Genomic DNA, 17,768 nt, shown 5'->3' with positions numbered 1-17,768 from the left:
GGCGGGAGGACGTGAATGCCGCAAAGTCGAGGAGTCGGCCCCGGACTGCCCCCGACCCACCGACCGGAGGCCGGGAAAACGCCAGGGCGTCACGCCGACACCGGCAGGCGGCCAACAGAACGCCCGGACGTCCCGCCGCCACCGACCGGAGGCCAGGAAAACGCCAGAGCGTCACACCGACACCGGTCGGAGGCCGGGAAACGCCCGGACGTCACGCCGCCGCCGGCGGCCTCAGCAAGGGCGTTTGCGCAGCTCCATGACGTAGTCGTGGGGGGCGCCCGCTGATTCCGCCGCGTCGGCGATCTCGCCGAGGTAGCGGGCCGAGGGCAGGCCGCCCTCGTAGTCGTTGAGGACGTACGCCCAGGACGCGAGGTCGCCCTCCAGGGTGTGCGCCCGGATGGTCATGCGCCGGTAGACCCCCATCGGGACACCCTCCCAGCGGTCCATCGACTCCTCGTCGACCGGCGCGATGTCGTAGAGGCCGACGAAGACCTGGCCACCCTGGTCCTCGACCAGGGTGGCCAGCGCCCCCTCCCAGCCGAGCTGTTCGCCGCCGAAGGTCAGCCGCCACCCTTGCAGCCACCCCGTGCCGCGCAGCGGTGAGTGCGGGGCGCGGCGGGTCATCAGCCGCGCGTCGAGGTTGCTTCCGTAGGCGGCGTAGAGCGACATGGTCATGAGAGTACGGGAGGCGGTTCCGGGCGGTGGGACCCGTGGACGCGATCACTTGGCGCGTGCGGGACAATGGGGTACGTGACTCGGATCGTGATCATCGGTGGCGGACCCGGCGGCTATGAGGCGGCGCTCGTCGCCGCGCAGCTCGGCGCGGAGGTGACCGTCGTGGACTGCGACGGCCTGGGCGGTGCGTCGGTGCTGACCGACTGCGTGCCGTCCAAGACCCTGATCGCCACCGCCGAGGTGATGACGACGTTCGACTCCTCGTACGAGGAGCTGGGGATCATCGTCGCCGACGACACGCCGCCGCTCGCCTCGTCCGCCCGTGTGGTGGGCGTGGACCTGGGGAAGGTCAACCGGCGGGTGAAGCGTCTCGCGCTGGCGCAGTCGCACGACATCGCCGCCTCGGTGACACGGGCGGGGGTGCGGGTGATGCGGGGCCGGGGGCGGCTGGAGGGCTGCCAGACCGCAGAGGGCACGCGCTGCGTCGTGGTGGAGGCGGCGGACGGGACCGCGGAGCGGCTCACCGCGGACGCGGTGCTGGTCGCGACCGGTGGGCGTCCCCGGGAGCTGGAGGACGCGCTGCCGGACGGCGAGCGCATCCTGAACTGGACGCAGGTCTACGACCTGGACGAGCTGCCGGCCGAGCTGGTCGTGGTCGGCTCGGGCGTGACCGGCGCGGAGTTCGCCGGCGCGTACCAGGCGCTCGGCTCGCATGTGACGCTCGTCTCGTCGCGCGACCGGGTGCTGCCGGGCGAGGACCCGGACGCGGCGGCCGTGCTGGAGGACGTCTTCCGCCGCCGCGGCATGAACGTGATGGCGCGCTCGCGTGCCCAGTCCGTGAAGCGGGTCGGCGACCGGGTCGAGGTCGCGCTCGCCGACGGCCGGATGATCAGCGGCACGCACTGCCTGATGGCGGTGGGCGCGATCCCGAACTCGGCCGGGATGGGTCTGGAGGAGGCGGGCGTGAAGCTCACCGAGTCCGGCCACATCAAGACCGACCGGGTGTCCCGTACGAGCGCGCCGGGCGTGTACGCGGCCGGAGACGTGACGGGCGTGTTCGCGCTGGCGTCGGTGGCGGCGATGCAGGGGCGGATCGCGATGTACCACTTCCTCGGCGACGCGGTCGGGCCGCTGGACCTCAAGACGGTCTCGTCCAACGTCTTCACCGATCCGGAGATCGCGACCGTCGGCTACTCGCAGGCGGACGTGGACGCGGGCCGGATCGAGGCGAACGCGGTGAAGCTGCCGCTGCTGCGCAACCCGCGGGCGAAGATGCAGGGGATCAGGGACGGCTTCGTGAAGCTGTTCTGCCGGCCGGGCACCGGGATCGTGGTGGGCGGTGTGGTGGTCGCGCCCAAGGCGAGCGAGCTGATCCACCCGATCTCCATCGCGGTGGACAACAACCTGACGGTGGAGCAGATCGCCAACGCCTTCACCGTCTACCCGTCGCTGTCCGGCTCGGTGGCCGAGGTTGCACGGCAACTGCACAACCGCAAGACCGCGCAGGGCGGCTGACGGTACGAACGTGCGGTCGGCGTATAGCACTTGACGGTCTGTTTTGTGCAGGACTTGCATTTTGCGGTGCAAAACGCGGAAGTCGGCGGGTGACTGGAGTTACTGTCGGTTCCGTGTTCGCTGCAGAACGTCGCCAACTGATCCTGGAAATGGTGCGGGCGAACGGGGCGGTCTCGCTCCGGGAGCTCGCACGCGTCGTCCAGACCTCCGAAGTGACCGTGCGTCGCGACGTACGGGCACTGGAGGCGGAAGGACTACTGGACCGCCGGCACGGCGGTGCGGTGCTGCCGGGCGGCTTCACGAGGGAGTCCGGCTTCCCGCAGAAATCCCATCTAGCGACCGCGGAGAAGACGGCCGTCGCCGATCTCGCGGCGGGCCTCGTCGACGAGGGCGACGCCATCGTGGTCGGTGCGGGCACCACCACGCAGGAGCTGGCCCGGCGGCTGGCCCGGGTGCCGGGGCTGACGGTGGTCACCAACTCGCTGCTGGTGGCCCAGGCGTTGGCGCACGCCAACCGGGTCGAGGTCGTGATGACCGGCGGGACGCTGCGCGGCTCCAACTACGGCCTGGTGGGCAGCGGCGCGGAGCAGTCGCTGCAGGGGCTGCGGGTGTCGCGGGCGTTCCTGTCCGGGGCCGGTCTGACCGCCGAGCGCGGCCTGTCCACGTCGAACATGCTGTCCGCGAGCGTCGACCGGGCGCTGGTCCAGGCGGCCGCGGAGGTCGTGGTGCTCGCCGACCACACGAAGCTCGGCGCGGACACGATGTTCCAGACGGTGCCGACGGACCTCATCACGCATCTGGTGACCGACGAGCCGCCGGTCGAGGACGACCGCGCGGCGGGGGAGTTGCAGGCGCTGGCGGACCGGGGCGTGCAGGTCGCGGTGGCCGCCGTGCCGGGCGCGGACGTGTCCGCCGCGGCCCGGTCGCGCCGGGACGCGCCGCTGCCGGGCCCGCGCCGCCATCCGCACGCCGCCGCGCCGCCGCTGCGCGCCGACCGTAAGCCGCCCGCGGCCGGGGACCCTTCGGCGACCCCGCGGCTCGCCGACATCCGCCGCCGCTGACGCCGGGCGCCCGCCGCACCCGCCGGCTCCCGCTCGCGCCCGGCACCGGCGCGGACGCCGCGGGCGTCAGCGCACGGCGGCCTCGGGGCGGGTCAGGATACCGGTGAGGGTCAGCGACATGAGCCGGTTGAAGACGCCGGCGTCGTCGGGGTTCTTCTCGGCGGCGAGCACGATCGCGTAGGTGAGCTTCAGCAGGTCGCCGATCTCCGCGTCCCGGCGGACCGCCCCTTCGCGCTGGGCGCGTTCGAGCAGCATGCCGCCGGCGGCGCGCAGTTGGTTCTTGCAGCTGGTCATCCGCAGGTCGCCGCTCTCCATCACGGTCGCGGCGAGCCCGCGGTACGCGGTGGAGTGCACGGCGATCGCGCGCAGCCAGCGGACCAGGCCGTCGGCCGGGTCGTCGGTGTCCAGCAGCGCCTCGGCGCGGCGGGTCAGGCTGTCGAGTTCCAGCTCGTACACCGCGTTCATCAGCGCGTACCGGTCGGGGAAGTGGCGGTAGAGGGTGCCGATGCCGACGCCCGCGTGCCGGGCGATGTCCTCCAGGGCGACATCCGTGCCGTGCACGATGAACGCCTGCTTCGCCTCTTCGAGCAGCCGGTCGTAGTTCCGCTGCGCATCTGCCCGCATGCCGTGCTCCGCCTTCCGGGGAATGCCGTCGTCCCGAAATCGATTGTAGAACCGGAGGAAGGCTCCGTATAGTTAACGGAGGCGACCTCCGTTTCGCCTTCCTCTCCGCTGGAGGCTTACTCGTCATGTCCTCGCACCAGGTGCGCGACGTAGGCAACACCACGACCACCACCGGCACTTCCCGTCCGCCGTCGACGTCCCCGGCGAGCAGGCACCCCTTCATCGCTCTCGCCGCCATCGTCGGCACCCAGTTGATGCTGCTGCTCGACGCCACCGTGGTGAACGTCGCGCTGCCCGGTATCGGCGTCCACCTCGGCTTCTCACCCACCGGCATGTCCTGGGTGCTGAACGTGTACACGCTGGCGTTCGGCGGCCTGCTGCTGCTCGGCAGCCGGATCGGCGACCTGATAGGCCGGCGCACCGCGCTGGTCTGGGGCGTCGCCGCCTTCACCGTCGCCTCGATCGCGGGCGGCCTGGCCGACGACGCCACCACGCTGCTGGTGGCCCGCGGCTTCCAGGGCGCGGCCGCCGCGCTCGCCGCGCCCAGCACCCTCGCGCTGATCGCCACGTCCTTCGGCGAGGGCGCCGAGCGCAACCGCGCGCTCAGCGTCTTCTCCGCGATCTCCGGCGCGGGCTCCGCGGTCGGCCTGACGGTGGGCGGCATGCTCACCGACTGGGGCTCGTGGCGCTGGGTGTTCTTCGTCAACGTCCCCGTCGGCCTGGCCGTCGTGCTGCTCGCGCCGCGCTTCATCAACGAGACCGCCCGGCACCGCGGCGGCCGGTTCGACGTCGCCGGCGCCCTCACCGGCACCCTCGGCATGGCCACCCTCGTGTACGCCTTCATCCGGGTGGGCGAGAGCAGTTGGGGCGACGGCCGGGCGCTGACCTCGTTCGCGATCGCCATCGCACTGCTCGCCTCGTTCCTGGTGAACGAGACCCGCGTCGAGCGCCCGCTGGTGGTGCTGCGGCTGTTCGCCGACCGCAACCGGGCGCTGGCGTACGCGGTGATGCTGCTGGTGCCGGCCGGCATGTTCGGCGTGTTCTACTTCTCCACCCAGTACCTGCAGACCTACCTCGGCTACAGCCCGCTGAAGACCGGCTTCGCCTTCCTGCCGCTGGCCGGGCCGCTGTTCGCGGCGGCGAGGATCGCGCCGCGCGCGCTGGCCCGCTTCGGCGCCAAGCGGGTCGCCGTCCTCGGCGGGCTGCTCAACCTCGCGGGCACCGGCTGGATCACCCGGCTCAGCGCGTCCGACGGCTACGCGCGCGGCATCCTGCCCGCGCTGATCCTGATCGGCGTCGGCGTCGGCTTCACGATGATGCCGCTGAACACCTTCATCCTGTCGGGCGTGCAGCCCCAGGACGCCGGGTCGGCGTCGGGCCTGCTCCAGACGATGCAGCAGGTCGGCGGCAGCCTGGGCCTGTCGGTGCTGGTCACCGTCTTCGGCACGGTCTCCCGGCACCACCGCGCCGAGCCGTTCATCCACGGCGCGACGGCCGCCTTCACGCTGGCCGCGGTCTTCACCGCGCTGTCCGTGCTGCTGGTCCTCGCCCTCAGGCCGCCGCGCGTGCCCGTCCTGCGCTGATCCGCGCCGTACACGCGGTGACGTACGAACGCCGGCCCGCTGGTGATCCACCAGCGCGACCGGCGTTCCGTACGTCCAGGGGCGTGGCGCCCCGGTCAGTCCTTGATCTCGCAGATGACCGCGCCGGACGACACCGAGGAGCCGACCTCGGCCTTGAGGCCGATGACGGTGCCCGAGCGGTGCGCGTTCAGCGGCTGCTCCATCTTCATGGCCTCCAGGACCACGATCAGGTCGCCCTCGGCGACCTGCTGGTTCTCCTCGACGTTCACCTTGACGATGGTGCCCTGCATCGGCGAGGACAGCGCGTCGCCCGAGGCGGCCGCGGTGGCCTTCGCCGCCTGGCGGCGCTTGGGCTTGGCGCCGGCGGCAAGGCCGGTACGGGCCAGCGTCATGCCCAGCGACGCGGGCAGCGACACCTCCAGGCGCTTGCCGCCGACCTCGACCACGACGGTCTCGCGGCCCTGGGCCTCCTCGTCGTCCACCGCCCCGCCGGCGAACGGCGCGATGGTGTTGACGAACTCCGTCTCGATCCACCGGGTGTGCACGGTGAACGGGCCGGAGCCCTGCGGCGGCGCGAAGGCGGGGTCGACGACGACCGCGCGGTGGAAGGGGATGGCGGTGGCCATGCCCTCGACCTGGAACTCGCCCAGCGCGCGCGAGGCGCGCTGGAGGGCCTGCTCGCGGGTGGCGCCGGTGACGACCAGCTTCGCCAGCAGGGAGTCCCAGGCCGGGCCGATGACGGAGCCGGCCTCGACGCCCGCGTCCAGCCGTACGCCGGGACCCGAGGGTGCGTCGAAGGCGGTGACGGTGCCGGGGGCGGGCAGGAAGTTGCGGCCCGGGTCCTCGCCGTTGATGCGGAACTCGAAGGAGTGGCCGCGCAGCGGCGGGTCGTCGTAGCCGAGGGCCTCGCCGTCGGCGATCCGGAACATCTCGCGGACCAGGTCGATCCCCGAGACCTCCTCGGTGACCGGGTGTTCCACCTGGAGGCGGGTGTTGACCTCCAGGAAGGAGATCGTGCCGTCCTGGCCGACCAGGAACTCGCAGGTGCCGGCGCCCGCGTAGCCGGCCTCGCGCAGGATGGCCTTGGACGCGGTGTACAGCTGCTTGTTCTGCTCGTCGCTCAGGTAGGGGGCCGGGGCCTCCTCGACGAGCTTCTGGTGCCGGCGCTGCAGGGAGCAGTCGCGGGTGGAGACCACCACGACGTTGCCGTGGGTGTCGGCCAGGCACTGGGTCTCGACGTGCCGGGGGCGGTCGAGGTAGCGCTCGACGAAGCACTCGCCGCGGCCGAAGGCGGCCACCGCCTCGCGCACCGCCGAGTCGTACAGCTCGGGGATCTCCTCCAGGGTGCGGGCGACCTTCAGGCCGCGTCCGCCGCCGCCGAAGGCTGCCTTGATGGCGATGGGCAGGCCGTGTTCCTCGGCGAACGCGACGACCTCCTCGGACCCGGAGACCGGGTCGGGGGTGCCGGCGACCAGCGGCGCTCCGGCGCGCTGGGCGATGTGACGGGCCGCCACCTTGTCGCCCAGGTCCCGGATGGCCTGCGGGGGCGGGCCGATCCAGGTCAGGCCGGCGTCGAGGACGGCCTGGGCGAAGTCGGCGTTCTCCGACAGGAACCCGTAACCGGGGTGGACGGCGTCGGCACCCGACTCGGCGGCCGCGCCCAGGACCTTGGCGAAGTCCAGGTAACTGGTCGCGGGCGTGTCACCGCCCAGTGCGTATGCCTCGTCGGCCGCGCGGACATGCAGCGCGTCCCGGTCGGGGTCGGCGTAGACGGCTACGCTGGCGATCCCGGCGTCCCGGCAGGCACGGGCGACGCGGACGGCGATTTCACCGCGGTTGGCGATGAGGACCTTGCGCACGATGGCTCCCTCCTTGAAACAAGCCGAGTTTAGGTACTGGCCACACTTGATGCCGAGGCACCCCTGCACGTGAGCTTGCCCACACGGAGGGTGATCCAAGGGCCTGGGGAACCCCTGCATGCCTGCTCAATCCACGGTACGGCCCTGCTCGGGCCGGTGTCTCGGACTCCCCGGTGTGGGCCGCATCTCGCTGGCCGTCCACCATGGGACCTGACGTATTTTTGTAGGAACCCCACCAAGCGGACGCGGAAACTTTTCCCATCGGCGTCCCGAACGAGTGGTAGTGAGCGGACACTTGCCGCCCCTGGGTACCGGTGAGTAGCCTGCCAGGGCGGAATACCCGGGGTAACGACGCGGCTCGCGCGAGCCCCGGCCGCCGGCCCGAGGGGGACAGCGTGCGCAGAGGAATAGCCGTCGGCACCGCCGTGGTGCTGGTGCTCGAAGCGCTGACGATCGCAGGGGTGAACTGGATCCTCGGGCTGGCCGTCCAGCACCAGGAGATGTCCATGGGCGGCCTGTCGCACGACGCGATGGCCACCGGATCGTGGGTGGCCGGCGGGGTGTTCGGGCTCTTCCTCGTCCTGTGCGCGGTGCTCGTCGCGCGGATCGCCTGGCAGGAGAGGATCAGCGGGCCGTTCCCCCGGATCGTGCTCGTCGTCTGCGCCGTGGTGCACGCCGTGGTCGGCGCGCTGGTGGTCGGCCTGGTCGGCTGGCCGGCCTTCTTCGTGATGATGGTGATCCTCGGACTGCTCGTCGCGACGCTGCTGATGTACGCACCCGAGGACGAGCCCGCCCGGCGCGCCCGGCCGGACCGGCCCGCGGATTCCGGTTCCGGGCGGCCGGCGGAGGGCGAACTCCCCACCGTGCCCGAGCAGGTCCAGCGGCCGGGCCGCACCCCCGAGCACAAGGGCGGCGACGCCTCCTCGCCCGCCGCGCCGCCGGCCACCGCGTAGGACGGGGCGGGCCGCCGCCGGCCCGGCGCGGCGGCCCGGCGCGCCGGCGCTACGCCCACAGGTCGGTGATCCGTACGCCCAGGTCCGCCAGGAGCGTGCGCAGCAGCGGCAGGGACAGGCCGATGACGTTGCCCGGGTCGCCCTCGATGCCCTCCACGAACGGCGCCGAGCGCCCGTCGAGGGTGAACGCGCCCGCCACGTGCAGTGGTTCGCCACTCGCCACGTACGCGGCCACCTCGTCGTCGTCGGGCGTGCCGAACCGTACGAGGGTGGACGCCGTCGCGGAGACCCGCCGTCCGGTCACGGTGTCGATCACGCAGTGGCCGGTGCGCAGCACGCCGCTGCGGCCGCGCATCGCCTGCCAGCGGGCGGTCGCCTCGGCGGCGTCGGCGGGCTTGCCGAGCGCCCTGCCGTCCAGCTCCAGCACCGAGTCGCAGCCGACGACCAGCTCGCCGCCGTCCAGTATCCCGCCGTGGGCGACCGCCTCGGCCTTCGCCTCGGCCAGCACCCGGGCCAGCTCCTCGGGGGTCTCCGCGTCGATCGCGTCCTCGTCCACCCCGCTGACGACCACGCGCGGGTCGAGCCCGGCCTGTTTCAGCAGCCCGAGCCGGGCGGGCGAGGCGGAGGCGAGGACGAGGACGCGGGGCGCAGTGGTCACCGGCCCATCGTAGGACGGCCCCCGCCGGGTTCCGGACCGCCGCCCGGGTGCTGTGTGGAGTGAACCATCGTGCGGAGTGAACCCCTGCGCGGAGTGAACCACCGCGCGGTGGCGCACCCCGCGTCGGCGCACGCCGGCCGGCGGGCGGCCGACAGCCGGCGGGCGGCCGGCCGGCGGGTCAGGGCCGCCAGGCGCTCACCGCCATCACGATCGCGGCGGCCACGGCGATGACCACCATCGCGCGGCGCAGCATGACCTGCGCCGCTCGCATCTCCTCGGGCGGCTCCTGGGGTTCCTCGTCCGACCACAGCATGCCTCCCAGGGTGCTGCGGGGCGGGCGGCGGCGCCTGAGTACGCGTACTCAGAAACCCGTCAGGACCCACCCGTCCCACGGTTCTCAGCGCGGCCAGGCGGACATGCGCCAGGCGTCCGGGCCCGGGGTGTGCGCGCTGCCCGGCACGTTGCGGGCCGGGGAGGCCCAGGCGTCCAGCCGGGGCGGGCCGTCGGCGGCGGGCTGCGCCGCCGCGACCCGCGCCTGGACCAGCGCCACGACGGCCGCCAGCTCCTCCGCGGTCGGCCTTCCCCGCTCCACCTTGATCACCACGGGACCTCTCCTCTCGTCGGGACGTCGGACCGCCTTCCGGACCGACGGCTACAGCGGGATGTTGCCGTGCTTCTTCGGCGGCAGGCTCTCGCGCTTGTTGCGCAGCGTGCGCAGCGCCTTGACCAGCTGGGCGCGGGTCTGCGAGGGGGCGATCACGGCGTCGACGTAGCCGCGCTCCGCGGCGACGTACGGGTTGAGGAGGGCGTCCTCGTAGTCCGTGATCAGCTGCTGGCGCAGCTCCTCGGCCTGCTCGGGGGTCCCGGCCTCGGCGAGGGTGCGGCGGTGCAGGATGTTGACGGCGCCCTGCGCGCCCATCACCGCGATCTGCGCGGTCGGCCAGGCCAGGTTGAGGTCGGCGCCCAGGTGCTTGGAGCCCATCACGTCGTACGCGCCGCCGTACGCCTTGCGCGTGATGATGGTGATCAGCGGGACGGTGGCCTCGGCGTAGGCGTAGATCAGCTTGGCGCCGCGGCGGATAATGCCGTCCCACTCCTGGCTGGTGCCCGGCAGGAAGCCGGGCACGTCGACGAACGTGAGCACCGGGATGTTGAAGCTGTCGCAGGTGCGGACGAACCGCGCGGCCTTCTCCGAGGCGTTGATGTCCAGGCAGCCGGCGAACTGCAGCGGCTGGTTGGCGACCACGCCGACCGGCCGCCCCTCGACCCGGCCGAAGCCGGTCAGGATGTTCGGCGCGAACAGCGCCTGCGTCTCCAGGAACTCCGCGTCGTCCAGCACGTGTTCGATGACCTGGTGCATGTCGTACGGCTGGTTCGCCGAGTCCGGGATCAGCGTGTCGAGCGCGAGGTCCTCGTCGGTGACGGCCAGGTCGGCCTGCGCGTCGAAGGCCGGCGGCTCCTGCAGGTTGTTGGACGGCAGGTAGGACAGCAGCGCCTTCACGTACTCGAAGGCGTCCTTCTCGTCGCCGGACAGGTGGTGGGCGTTGCCCGACGTGGTGTTGTGGGTGCGGGCGCCGCCCAGCTCCTCCATGCCGACGTCCTCGCCGGTGACGGTCTTGATCACGTCGGGTCCGGTGATGAACATGTGCGAGGTCTGGTCGACCATCACCACGAAGTCGGTGATCGCGGGGGAGTAGACCGCGCCGCCCGCGCAGGGGCCCACGATCAGGCTGATCTGCGGGATGACGCCGGACGCGTGGGTGTTGCGGCGGAAGATCTCGCCGTACATGCCCAGCGAGGCGACGCCCTCCTGGATGCGGGCGCCGCCGGAGTCGTTGATGCCGATGACCGGGCAGCCGGTCTTCAGCGCGAAGTCCATCACCTTGACGATCTTCTCGCCGAAGACCTCGCCGAGCGCGCCGCCGAAGACCGTGAAGTCCTGCGAGAACACCGCGACCGGGCGCCCCTCGACGGTGCCGTAGCCGGTCACCACGCCGTCGCCGTACGGGCGGTTGGCCTCCAGCCCGAAGTTCGTCGAGCGGTGCCGGGCCAGCTCGTCCAGTTCGGTGAACGAGTCGTCGTCCAGCAGTAGTTCGATCCGCTCACGCGCGGTCAGCTTGCCCTTCGCGTGCTGCTTCTCCACCGCGCGCCGCGAGCCCGCGTGCGTCGCCGACTCGATGCGGTGGCGCAGGTCGGCGAGCTTGCCCGCAGTCGTGTGGATGTCGTACTCCGGCTCGGACATGGAGGTGGCTCTCCTGCTCTCGGCGGCTCTTGTTTAACTGGCGGGTAACGCTGCTCAGTAGCGTAGTGGCGACTCTCGGGTACGGGCACTGCGGCGTTCACCACACTGATGGCCGCCCGCCTAGTGTGGAGGCATGACGCGCAGCCGCTGGTCCGACCTCGACCGTCCGCCGCTGAACGCCGTGGCGCTGCGCAGGGCGGTGGTCGTGCCCGGCGGGCTGTGGACGGCGCTCGACGTGGCCGAGTCCACCGGCTCCACCAACGCCGACCTCGCCGCGCGGGCCGCGGAGGGCGCCGCGGAGGGCGCGGTGCTGGTCGCCGAGGAGCAGACCGCGGGCCGCGGCAGGCTCGACCGGCGCTGGAGCGCCCCGGCCCGCTCCGGACTGTTCTTCTCCGTACTGCTCCGTCCGGGTGAACCCGCGGACGGGGCGGAACCGGTGCCGGTCCACCGCTGGGGGTGGCTGCCGCTGCTCGCCGGGGTGGCCGTCGCGACCGCCCTGTCCCGTGCCGCCGGCATCGACACGGCCCTCAAATGGCCGAACGACCTGCTGCTTTCCGTCGACGGCGAGGAGCGCAAGGCCGGCGGGATCCTCGCGGAGCGTTCCGGCGACGGCGCGGTGGTCGTCGGCATCGGCGTCAACGTCAGTCTCCGCGCGGAGGAGCTGCCCGTCCCGACGGCGACCTCCCTGGCGCTCGCCGGCGCCCAGGGCACGGATCGCGACCCGCTGCTGCGGGCGGTGCTCAGGTCTCTCGCCGACTGGTACGGGGAGTGGCGGGCGGCGGGCGGCGATCCCGCCGTGTCCCGGCTTCAGCAGACGTACGCGGCGGGCTGCGCCACGCTCGGCCGCCAGGTGCGGGCGGAGCTGCCGGGCGGCGGCGAGCTCGCCGGCACGGCGGTCGGGGTCGACGGCGACGGCCGCCTCGTCATCGCCGGGCCCGCCGGCGAGCAGGCGGTCGGCTCCGCCGACGTCGTCCACCTGCGCGCCGCGCCCTGATCGGCCGGCTCGGGAAACACCGGGCCCCGGTCCGGAGAACGGGGCCGGCGCCCCGGCGGGGGCGAGGGCGGGAGAGTGAGGTGGGGCACACCCTGCCGTATCGTTGAGGCGCTGCGTCGTCTCGATGATCGGAAGGGCTGTGCGCAGGGACTCTTCAGAGGCCGGGCGGTAGTCGTGGACCACGCCCAGCCGGACCAGCCGTCCCCCCCGGATCCGGGCGCCCCGCCGGAGCCGGACGGCGTCGAGCCCGCGCGCTCCGAGGCCGCCCCCGGCGCGGAACCGGGCGAGGCGCCCGGCGCGAGCGGCGCCGCACAGCCGGACCGGACCGCCGAGGAGACCGCGGACGGGGCCGCGGACAAGGACGCGGACGGGAGCCCGGACGAGATCTCGGCGGAGACCGCGGAAGCGGAGCCGGGCGCCTACCCCGGCGCGGAGTTCACCGTGGAACCGGGAGAGCATCCCCTCGCGCTGCGGCTCGAACACCTGATCCTGGGCGCGCCGCGCCAGTACACCCCCTTCCAGGCGGCCCGCACCGCGGGCGTCTCGATGGACCTGGCGTCCCGCTTCTGGCGGGCCATGGGCTTCGCCGACATCGGCCAGGCCAAGGCCCTCACCGAGGCCGACGTGCTGGCGCTGCGCCGGCTCGCCGGCCTGGTCGAGGCGGGCCTGCTGAGCGAGTCGATGGCGATCCAGGTGGCGCGGTCCACCGGCCAGACCACCGCGCGGCTCGCGGACTGGCAGACCGACTCGTTCCTGGAGGGCCTCACCGAGCCGCCGGAGCCGGGCATGACCCGGGCCGAGGTCGCGTACCCGCTGGTCGAACTCCTCCTGCCGGAGCTGGAGGAGTTCCTCATCTACGTGTGGCGCCGCCAGGTCGCCGCCGCGACCAGCAGGGTGGTGCAGTCGGACGACGAGGAGGCGGTGGACCGCAGGCTCGCCGTCGGCTTCGCCGACCTGGTGGGCTTCACCCGGCTGACCCGGCGGCTGGAGGAGGAGGAACTCGGCGAGCTGGTCGAGGCGTTCGAGACCACCGCCGCCGACCAGGTCGCCGCTTACGGCGGCCGGCTGATCAAGACGCTCGGCGACGAGGTGCTGTTCGTCGCGGACGACCCGGGTACGGCGGCGGAGATCGGCATACGGCTGATCGAGACGATGACCGGCGACGAGACGATGCCGGCGCTGCGGGTGGGGATGGCCTTCGGCACGGTCACCACGCGCATGGGCGACGTCTTCGGCACCACCGTGAACCTGGCCTCCCGGCTGACCTCGATAGCGCCGCGTGACGCGGTGCTGGTCGACGGCGACTTCGCCGAGGCGCTCGGCGAGGCGGGCGACGCGCCGCTGTCGGAGGCGGACGTGGACGAGTCCACGGCGGAGAAGTACCGGTTCGCGCTGCAGCCGATGTGGCGCCGCCCGGTCCGCGGTCTCGGTGTCGTGGAGCCGTGGCTGCTGAGCCGCCGCGGCTGACCCCGTACCGGCCGGCGCGGCCGCGTGGCAGGATGACGCGCGCAACGCGGTACACGGTCGTTAACCGGGAGGGTCTGGCGTGGGTGAGGAACGGTACGGGGAGTTCGTGCTGGTGCGGCGGCACGGTGAGCGGGTGGCCGAACTGACCCTGGACCGGCCGAAGGCCATGAACGCCGTGTCGACCGCGATGGCCGCCTCGATCGGCGCCGCCTGCCGGGCGCTGGCGGAGGACCCCTCGGTCAGCGTGACCGTCGTGACGTCCTCGGCGGAGCGCGCGTTCTGCGTGGGCGCGGACCTGAAGGAGCGGAACTCCTTCACCGACGAGGACCTGCGGCGGCAGCGCCCGCGCACCCGCGCGGCGTACACCGGTGTGCTCGACCTGCCGATGCCCGCGATCGCCGCGGTGCACGGCTTCGCGCTCGGCGGCGGCCTCGAACTCGCCCTCGCCTGCGACCTGATCGTCGCGGACGAGACCGCGGTGCTGGGGCTGCCGGAGGTCTCCGTCGGCGTCATCCCGGGCGGCGGCGGCACGCAGCTGCTGCCCCGGCGGGTCGGGGCGGCGCGCGCCGCCGAGCTGATCTTCACCGCGCGGCGGCTGCCCGCCGCCGAGGGCGCCGCGTTCGGCCTGGTCGACCGGCTGGTGCCGGCCGGCGGCGCCCGTGAGGCGGCGCTGGAGCTGGCGGCGGTGATCGCCGCCAACTCCCCGGTCGGCCTGCGCGCCGCCAAGCGCGCGCTGCGCCTCGGCGACGGCCTCGACCTGCGGGCCGGGCTGGAGGTGGAGGACGCGGCGTGGCGCACCACCGCCTTCTCCGGCGACCGCGCGGAGGGTGTCGCGGCGTTCAACGAGAAGCGCGCGCCGCGCTGGCCGGGGGAGTAGCGGCTCGGGCGGTGCGGCGGCCGCCACACCGTCGCCGGGAGGGGCGCTGGATGCCGCTGGAGGGCTGCGGGCGCGGGCCGTGGGCCCGGGGTGGCGCCGGGGTGGCGCCGGGGTGGCCGGCCAGCTCCGTTCGGCCCAGCGGCCCAGCGATCCACTGCCCGAATCCGCCCGGACCTCCCTAGCCTGGGGTGATGGTTGACGATTCAGCCGATCTGCGGCTGCGCGCCGTCGTCGAGCTCGCGCAGGCGCTGGCGACGGCGCAGACGCCGCTGGGCTCGGCCCGCGCGGGAGCCCGCCGCGCCCGGCTGGCGATGGGCGCGTCGTTCGCCGCGGTGTCCGCGTGGGAGCGGGAGACCGGCCGGCTGCGCGTCCTGGTCAACGACGGGGACCTGGCTCCCGGCGAGGAGCCGGAGCCGGCCGACGAGTCGTACTCCGTGCACGACTTCCCGGAGATCGCCGAGTTCCTGCACGGCGCGTGGGCGGGCGGCGGTGAGCCGCACGCCTGGGTGGAGACCGCCGAGGGCACGGGTTTCTCGCCGGGCGGCAGCAGTTGGGGCCGCGCGGCGGCGCTGCGGCGGCGTGGCCGGGGCAGTTGTGTGGTCGCGCCGGTGGTCCTGCACGGCAGGGCGTGGGGCGAGCTGTACGTGGCGCGGCGGGTGGGCGAGCCGGCGTTCCGGCGGGTGGACGCGGACTTCGCGAGCGTGCTGGCCGCGCTGATCGCGTCCGGCATCGCGCAGACCGAGCGGCTCGCGGAGGTGCAGCGGCTGGCCTTCACCGATCCGCTGACCGGGCTCGGCAACCGGCGGGCGGTCGACATGCGGCTCGACGAGGCGCTGGAGCGACACCGCACGCGCGGTGCGGTGGTCAGCCTGGTGGTCTGCGACCTCAACGGGCTGAAGAAGGTCAACGACCGGCACGGGCACGCCGTCGGCGACAAGCTGCTGGAACGATTCGGCTCGCTGCTGTCGCTGTGCGGCGCGACGCTGCCGGGGAGTCTGGCCGCCCGGCTGGGCGGGGACGAGTTCTGCATCGTCGCGGTCGACACGGCGGTGGAGGAGGTGGTGCGGGCCGCGGACGAGCTGTGCCGCCGGGCGGCGGAGCTGGAGGTGGGGGAGGGGGTCGCCTGCGGGGTGGCCTCCACCGTGCCGGCGGTGGGGCCGGTGCGGTCGGCCCGCCGGTTGTTCCGGCTGGCCGACGCGGCCCAGTACCGGGCGAAGGCCCTGCGCGCCGAGCATCCGGTCGTCGCCGGGATCGAGGGCCCCGGCGACCCCGTCGTCCGCCTCGCCGACGCGCCCCCCTCTCCCCCCGACCCCGAGCGCCGCACCCTCCGCGGCCGCTGACCGGGCGCAGCCCGGGGTTTTGAGGGGCGCGGTCGGCCGCCGTGACGCGGTCCTCAGGATCGTCACCGGCCCGGTGGGGCTGGTGCGGTCGTTTCCGGGCCACCGGTCGGTGGGTCGCCCGCGCGGTTCCCCGCGCCCCTGGTGGGGCGTGACGCCCGGCGCGGTCCGGGCGCAGTCCGGGGTTTTGAGCCACGGCGCGGCCCGCGGGCCGTCACCGGCCCGGTGGGGCCGTTGCGGTCGCAGAGCGGGCCGACGGCCGGTGGTGGGTCGGGCCCACCGCGAGGTGAGGGGCGGGGTGACAGGAAGAGATTCAGTGCTTAGGGTGCCTGAATATGGATATGCAGAACGTGGTGGTGGGCCCCACCGGCATCACCGCCGACGACGTGCTGGCCGTCGCCCGGTCCGGCGCCCGGGTCGAGCTGAACGACGCGGCCCTCGCCGGAATCACCCGCTCGCGCGATGTCATCGACGCGCTCGCGGCCAAGCCGGAACCCGTCTACGGCGTCTCGACCGGCTTCGGCGCCCTCGCCGTCCGCCACATCAGCCCGGAGCTGCGCGCCCAGCTCCAGCGCAGCCTCGTCCGCTCCCACGCGGCCGGCATGGGCCCCGCGGTCGAGCGCGAGGTGGTCCGCGCGCTGATGTTCCTGCGGCTCAAGACGCTCGCCTCCGGCCGCACCGGCGTCCGCCCGGTCGTCGCGGAGACGATGGCCGCGATCCTGAACGCGGACATCACCCCGGCCGTCCACGAGTACGGCTCGCTCGGCTGCTCCGGCGACCTCGCGCCGCTCGCGCACTGCGCCCAGGTGCTGATGGGCGAGGGCGAGGCACTGGGCCCCGACGGCGCGGTGCGCCCCGCCGCCGAGCTGCTCGCCGAGCACGGCATCGAGCCGGTGGAGCTGCGCGAGAAGGAGGGCCTCGCGCTGATCAACGGCACCGACGGCATGCTCGGCATGCTGGTGATGGCCTGCGCCGACCTGGCCAGGCTGTACACCGCGGCGGACATCACCGCGGCGCTGTCGCTGGAGGCGCTGCTCGGCACCGACCGGGTGCTCGCCCCCGAGCTGCACGCGATCCGCCCGCACCCGGGCCAGGCCGCCAGCGCGGACAACATGCGCAGGGTGCTGGCCGGCTCCGGCCTGACCGGCCACCACCAGGACGACGCGCCGCGGGTCCAGGACGCGTACTCGATCCGCTGCGCCCCGCAGGTCGCGGGCGCCGGCCGGGACACCCTGACGCACGCCCGGCTGGTCGCGGAGCGCGAACTGGCCGCCGCCATCGACAACCCGGTCGTCATCGACGGGGACGGCTCCCAGGAGGGCCGGGTGGAGTCCAACGGCAACTTCCACGGCGCCCCGGTGGGTTACGTGCTGGACTTCCTCGCCATCGCCGCCGCGGACCTCGCCTCGATCGCCGAGCGCCGCACCGACCGGCTGCTGGACCGGAACCGCTCGCACGGCCTGCCGCCGTTCCTCGCCGACGACCCCGGCGTGGACTCCGGTCTGATGATCGCCCAGTACACCCAGGCCGCGCTGGTCAGCGAGTTGAAGCGGCTCGCGGTGCCCGCGTCGGTGGACTCGATCCCGTCCTCCGCGATGCAGGAGGACCACGTGTCGATGGGCTGGTCGGCGGCGCGCAAGCTGCGGACCGCGGTGGACAACCTGGGCCGGGTGATCGCCGTCGAGATGTTCGCGGCGACCCGCGCGCTGGAGATCAGGACCACCGGCAGCGCGCTGCGCCCCGCGCCGGCCACCGCGGCGATCCTGGCCGCGGTACGGGACGCGGGCGTGCCGGGCCCCGGCCGGGACCGGTTCCTCGCGCCCGACCTGGAGGCCGCGCACGTCTTCGTGCGCGACGGCGCGCTGGCCCGCGCGGCCGAGACGGTCACCGGCCCGCTGGCCTGAGCCGGCGTGCGCTCGCGTT

At 73.7% G+C, this 17,768-nt stretch carries 16 protein-coding genes; 9 read left to right on the top strand and 7 right to left on the bottom strand.

Features of this window, described 5'->3' with window-relative positions:
* Positions 1-231: 231 nt before the first annotated feature.
* Entirely contained in the window at positions 232-669 is a 438-nt protein-coding gene (locus V2S66_RS16640) for a gamma-glutamylcyclotransferase (RefSeq protein ID WP_330796158.1), read from the bottom strand.
* 72 nt (positions 670-741) lie between these two features.
* Here V2S66_RS16640 and V2S66_RS16635 point away from each other — a divergent pair, with 72 nt between their 5' ends.
* Together V2S66_RS16635 and V2S66_RS16630 are read left to right on the top strand one after the other, a co-directional pair.
* Positions 742-2,190, top strand: coding sequence for an NAD(P)H-quinone dehydrogenase (locus V2S66_RS16635; RefSeq protein ID WP_330796156.1), 1,449 nt, complete (start codon positions 742-744; stop codon positions 2,188-2,190).
* 149 nt (positions 2,191-2,339) lie between these two features.
* The gene (locus V2S66_RS16630) at positions 2,340-3,251 is read left to right on the top strand and encodes a DeoR/GlpR family DNA-binding transcription regulator (RefSeq protein ID WP_413966412.1); all 912 of its coding nucleotides are present in this window, start codon (positions 2,340-2,342) and stop codon (positions 3,249-3,251) included.
* 66 nt (positions 3,252-3,317) lie between these two features.
* Here V2S66_RS16630 and V2S66_RS16625 read toward each other — a convergent pair whose 3' ends face one another.
* On the bottom strand, positions 3,318-3,875 hold the full coding sequence (locus tag V2S66_RS16625) for a TetR/AcrR family transcriptional regulator (protein ID WP_330796150.1): 558 nt from the start codon (positions 3,873-3,875) through the stop codon (positions 3,318-3,320).
* 125 nt (positions 3,876-4,000) lie between these two features.
* Here V2S66_RS16625 and V2S66_RS16620 point away from each other — a divergent pair, with 125 nt between their 5' ends.
* Positions 4,001-5,458 (top strand): MFS transporter, encoded by a 1,458-nt coding sequence (locus tag V2S66_RS16620; protein ID WP_330796148.1) that lies wholly within the window; start codon positions 4,001-4,003, stop codon positions 5,456-5,458.
* Between the two features lie 95 nt (positions 5,459-5,553).
* On the opposite strand, the gene V2S66_RS16615 is transcribed toward V2S66_RS16620, so the two are convergent.
* The gene (locus V2S66_RS16615) at positions 5,554-7,317 is read right to left on the bottom strand and encodes an acetyl/propionyl/methylcrotonyl-CoA carboxylase subunit alpha (RefSeq protein WP_330796146.1); all 1,764 of its coding nucleotides are present in this window, start codon (positions 7,315-7,317) and stop codon (positions 5,554-5,556) included.
* Positions 7,318-7,712: 395 nt separating this feature from the next.
* Between V2S66_RS16615 and V2S66_RS16610 the strand changes: the two genes are divergently transcribed.
* A complete protein-coding gene (locus V2S66_RS16610; protein WP_330796144.1) occupies positions 7,713-8,270 on the top strand; it encodes a hypothetical protein in 558 nt (185 codons plus the stop codon).
* A 49-nt stretch (positions 8,271-8,319) separates the two neighbouring features.
* Here V2S66_RS16610 and V2S66_RS16605 read toward each other — a convergent pair whose 3' ends face one another.
* The 4 genes from V2S66_RS16605 to V2S66_RS16590 all read right to left on the bottom strand — a co-directional run bounded on the left by V2S66_RS16605 (position 8,320) and on the right by V2S66_RS16590 (position 11,170).
* Complete coding sequence (locus tag V2S66_RS16605) at positions 8,320-8,928, bottom strand: Maf family protein (RefSeq protein WP_330796142.1); 609 nt, start codon at positions 8,926-8,928, stop codon at positions 8,320-8,322.
* Positions 8,929-9,106: 178 nt separating this feature from the next.
* The gene (gene mmpB, locus V2S66_RS16600) at positions 9,107-9,241 is read right to left on the bottom strand and encodes a morphogenic membrane protein MmpB (RefSeq protein ID WP_330796140.1); all 135 of its coding nucleotides are present in this window, start codon (positions 9,239-9,241) and stop codon (positions 9,107-9,109) included.
* An 84-nt stretch (positions 9,242-9,325) separates the two neighbouring features.
* Positions 9,326-9,532: an acyl-CoA carboxylase subunit epsilon gene (locus V2S66_RS16595; protein WP_413966410.1), complete on the bottom strand. Its 207-nt coding sequence runs from the start codon at positions 9,530-9,532 to the stop codon at positions 9,326-9,328.
* 48 nt (positions 9,533-9,580) lie between these two features.
* Positions 9,581-11,170 (bottom strand): acyl-CoA carboxylase subunit beta, encoded by a 1,590-nt coding sequence (locus V2S66_RS16590; RefSeq protein WP_330796138.1) that lies wholly within the window; start codon positions 11,168-11,170, stop codon positions 9,581-9,583.
* Positions 11,171-11,303: 133 nt separating this feature from the next.
* On the opposite strand from V2S66_RS16590, the gene V2S66_RS16585 reads away from it, so the two are divergent.
* The 5 genes from V2S66_RS16585 (at position 11,304) to hutH (ending at position 17,749) form a co-directional block, all read left to right on the top strand.
* The gene (locus V2S66_RS16585; protein ID WP_330796135.1) at positions 11,304-12,164 is read left to right on the top strand and encodes a biotin--[acetyl-CoA-carboxylase] ligase; all 861 of its coding nucleotides are present in this window, start codon (positions 11,304-11,306) and stop codon (positions 12,162-12,164) included.
* Between the two features lie 441 nt (positions 12,165-12,605).
* Complete coding sequence (locus V2S66_RS16580) at positions 12,606-13,631, top strand: adenylate/guanylate cyclase domain-containing protein (protein WP_330796192.1); 1,026 nt, start codon at positions 12,606-12,608, stop codon at positions 13,629-13,631.
* Positions 13,632-13,710: 79 nt separating this feature from the next.
* The gene (locus V2S66_RS16575) at positions 13,711-14,508 is read left to right on the top strand and encodes an enoyl-CoA hydratase-related protein (protein WP_330796132.1); all 798 of its coding nucleotides are present in this window, start codon (positions 13,711-13,713) and stop codon (positions 14,506-14,508) included.
* Between the two features lie 191 nt (positions 14,509-14,699).
* On the top strand, positions 14,700-15,848 hold the full coding sequence (locus V2S66_RS16570) for a GGDEF domain-containing protein (protein WP_330796130.1): 1,149 nt from the start codon (positions 14,700-14,702) through the stop codon (positions 15,846-15,848).
* Between the two features lie 332 nt (positions 15,849-16,180).
* On the top strand, positions 16,181-17,749 hold the full coding sequence (hutH, locus tag V2S66_RS16565) for a histidine ammonia-lyase (protein ID WP_330796127.1): 1,569 nt from the start codon (positions 16,181-16,183) through the stop codon (positions 17,747-17,749).
* Positions 17,750-17,768: the final 19 nt, after the last annotated feature.

Source organism: Actinacidiphila polyblastidii, from assembly GCF_036353415.1.
Classification (GTDB): domain Bacteria; phylum Actinomycetota; class Actinomycetes; order Streptomycetales; family Streptomycetaceae; genus Actinacidiphila; species Actinacidiphila polyblastidii.
Note: the sequence above shows the minus strand (reverse complement) of the source record. Positions and strands in the feature narration are given on the sequence as shown.

Bases quoted from the DNA above. Each gene is read 5' to 3' on its own strand.
- V2S66_RS16630 (WP_413966412.1), top strand. From the start codon at position 2,340: ATGGTGCGGGCGAACGGGGCGGTCTCGCTCCGGGAGCTCGCACGCGTC.
- V2S66_RS16625 (WP_330796150.1), bottom strand. From the start codon at position 3,875: ATGCGGGCAGATGCGCAGCGGAACTACGACCGGCTGCTCGAAGAGGCG.
- hutH (WP_330796127.1), top strand. From the start codon at position 16,181: ATGGATATGCAGAACGTGGTGGTGGGCCCCACCGGCATCACCGCCGAC.
- V2S66_RS16640 (WP_330796158.1), bottom strand. From the start codon at position 669: ATGTCGCTCTACGCCGCCTACGGAAGCAACCTCGACGCGCGGCTGATG.
- V2S66_RS16620 (WP_330796148.1), top strand. From the start codon at position 4,001: ATGTCCTCGCACCAGGTGCGCGACGTAGGCAACACCACGACCACCACC.
- mmpB (WP_330796140.1), bottom strand. From the start codon at position 9,241: ATGCTGTGGTCGGACGAGGAACCCCAGGAGCCGCCCGAGGAGATGCGA.
- V2S66_RS16635 (WP_330796156.1), top strand. From the start codon at position 742: ATGGGGTACGTGACTCGGATCGTGATCATCGGTGGCGGACCCGGCGGC.
- V2S66_RS16570 (WP_330796130.1), top strand. From the start codon at position 14,700: ATGGTTGACGATTCAGCCGATCTGCGGCTGCGCGCCGTCGTCGAGCTC.
- V2S66_RS16585 (WP_330796135.1), top strand. From the start codon at position 11,304: ATGACGCGCAGCCGCTGGTCCGACCTCGACCGTCCGCCGCTGAACGCC.
- V2S66_RS16590 (WP_330796138.1), bottom strand. From the start codon at position 11,170: ATGTCCGAGCCGGAGTACGACATCCACACGACTGCGGGCAAGCTCGCC.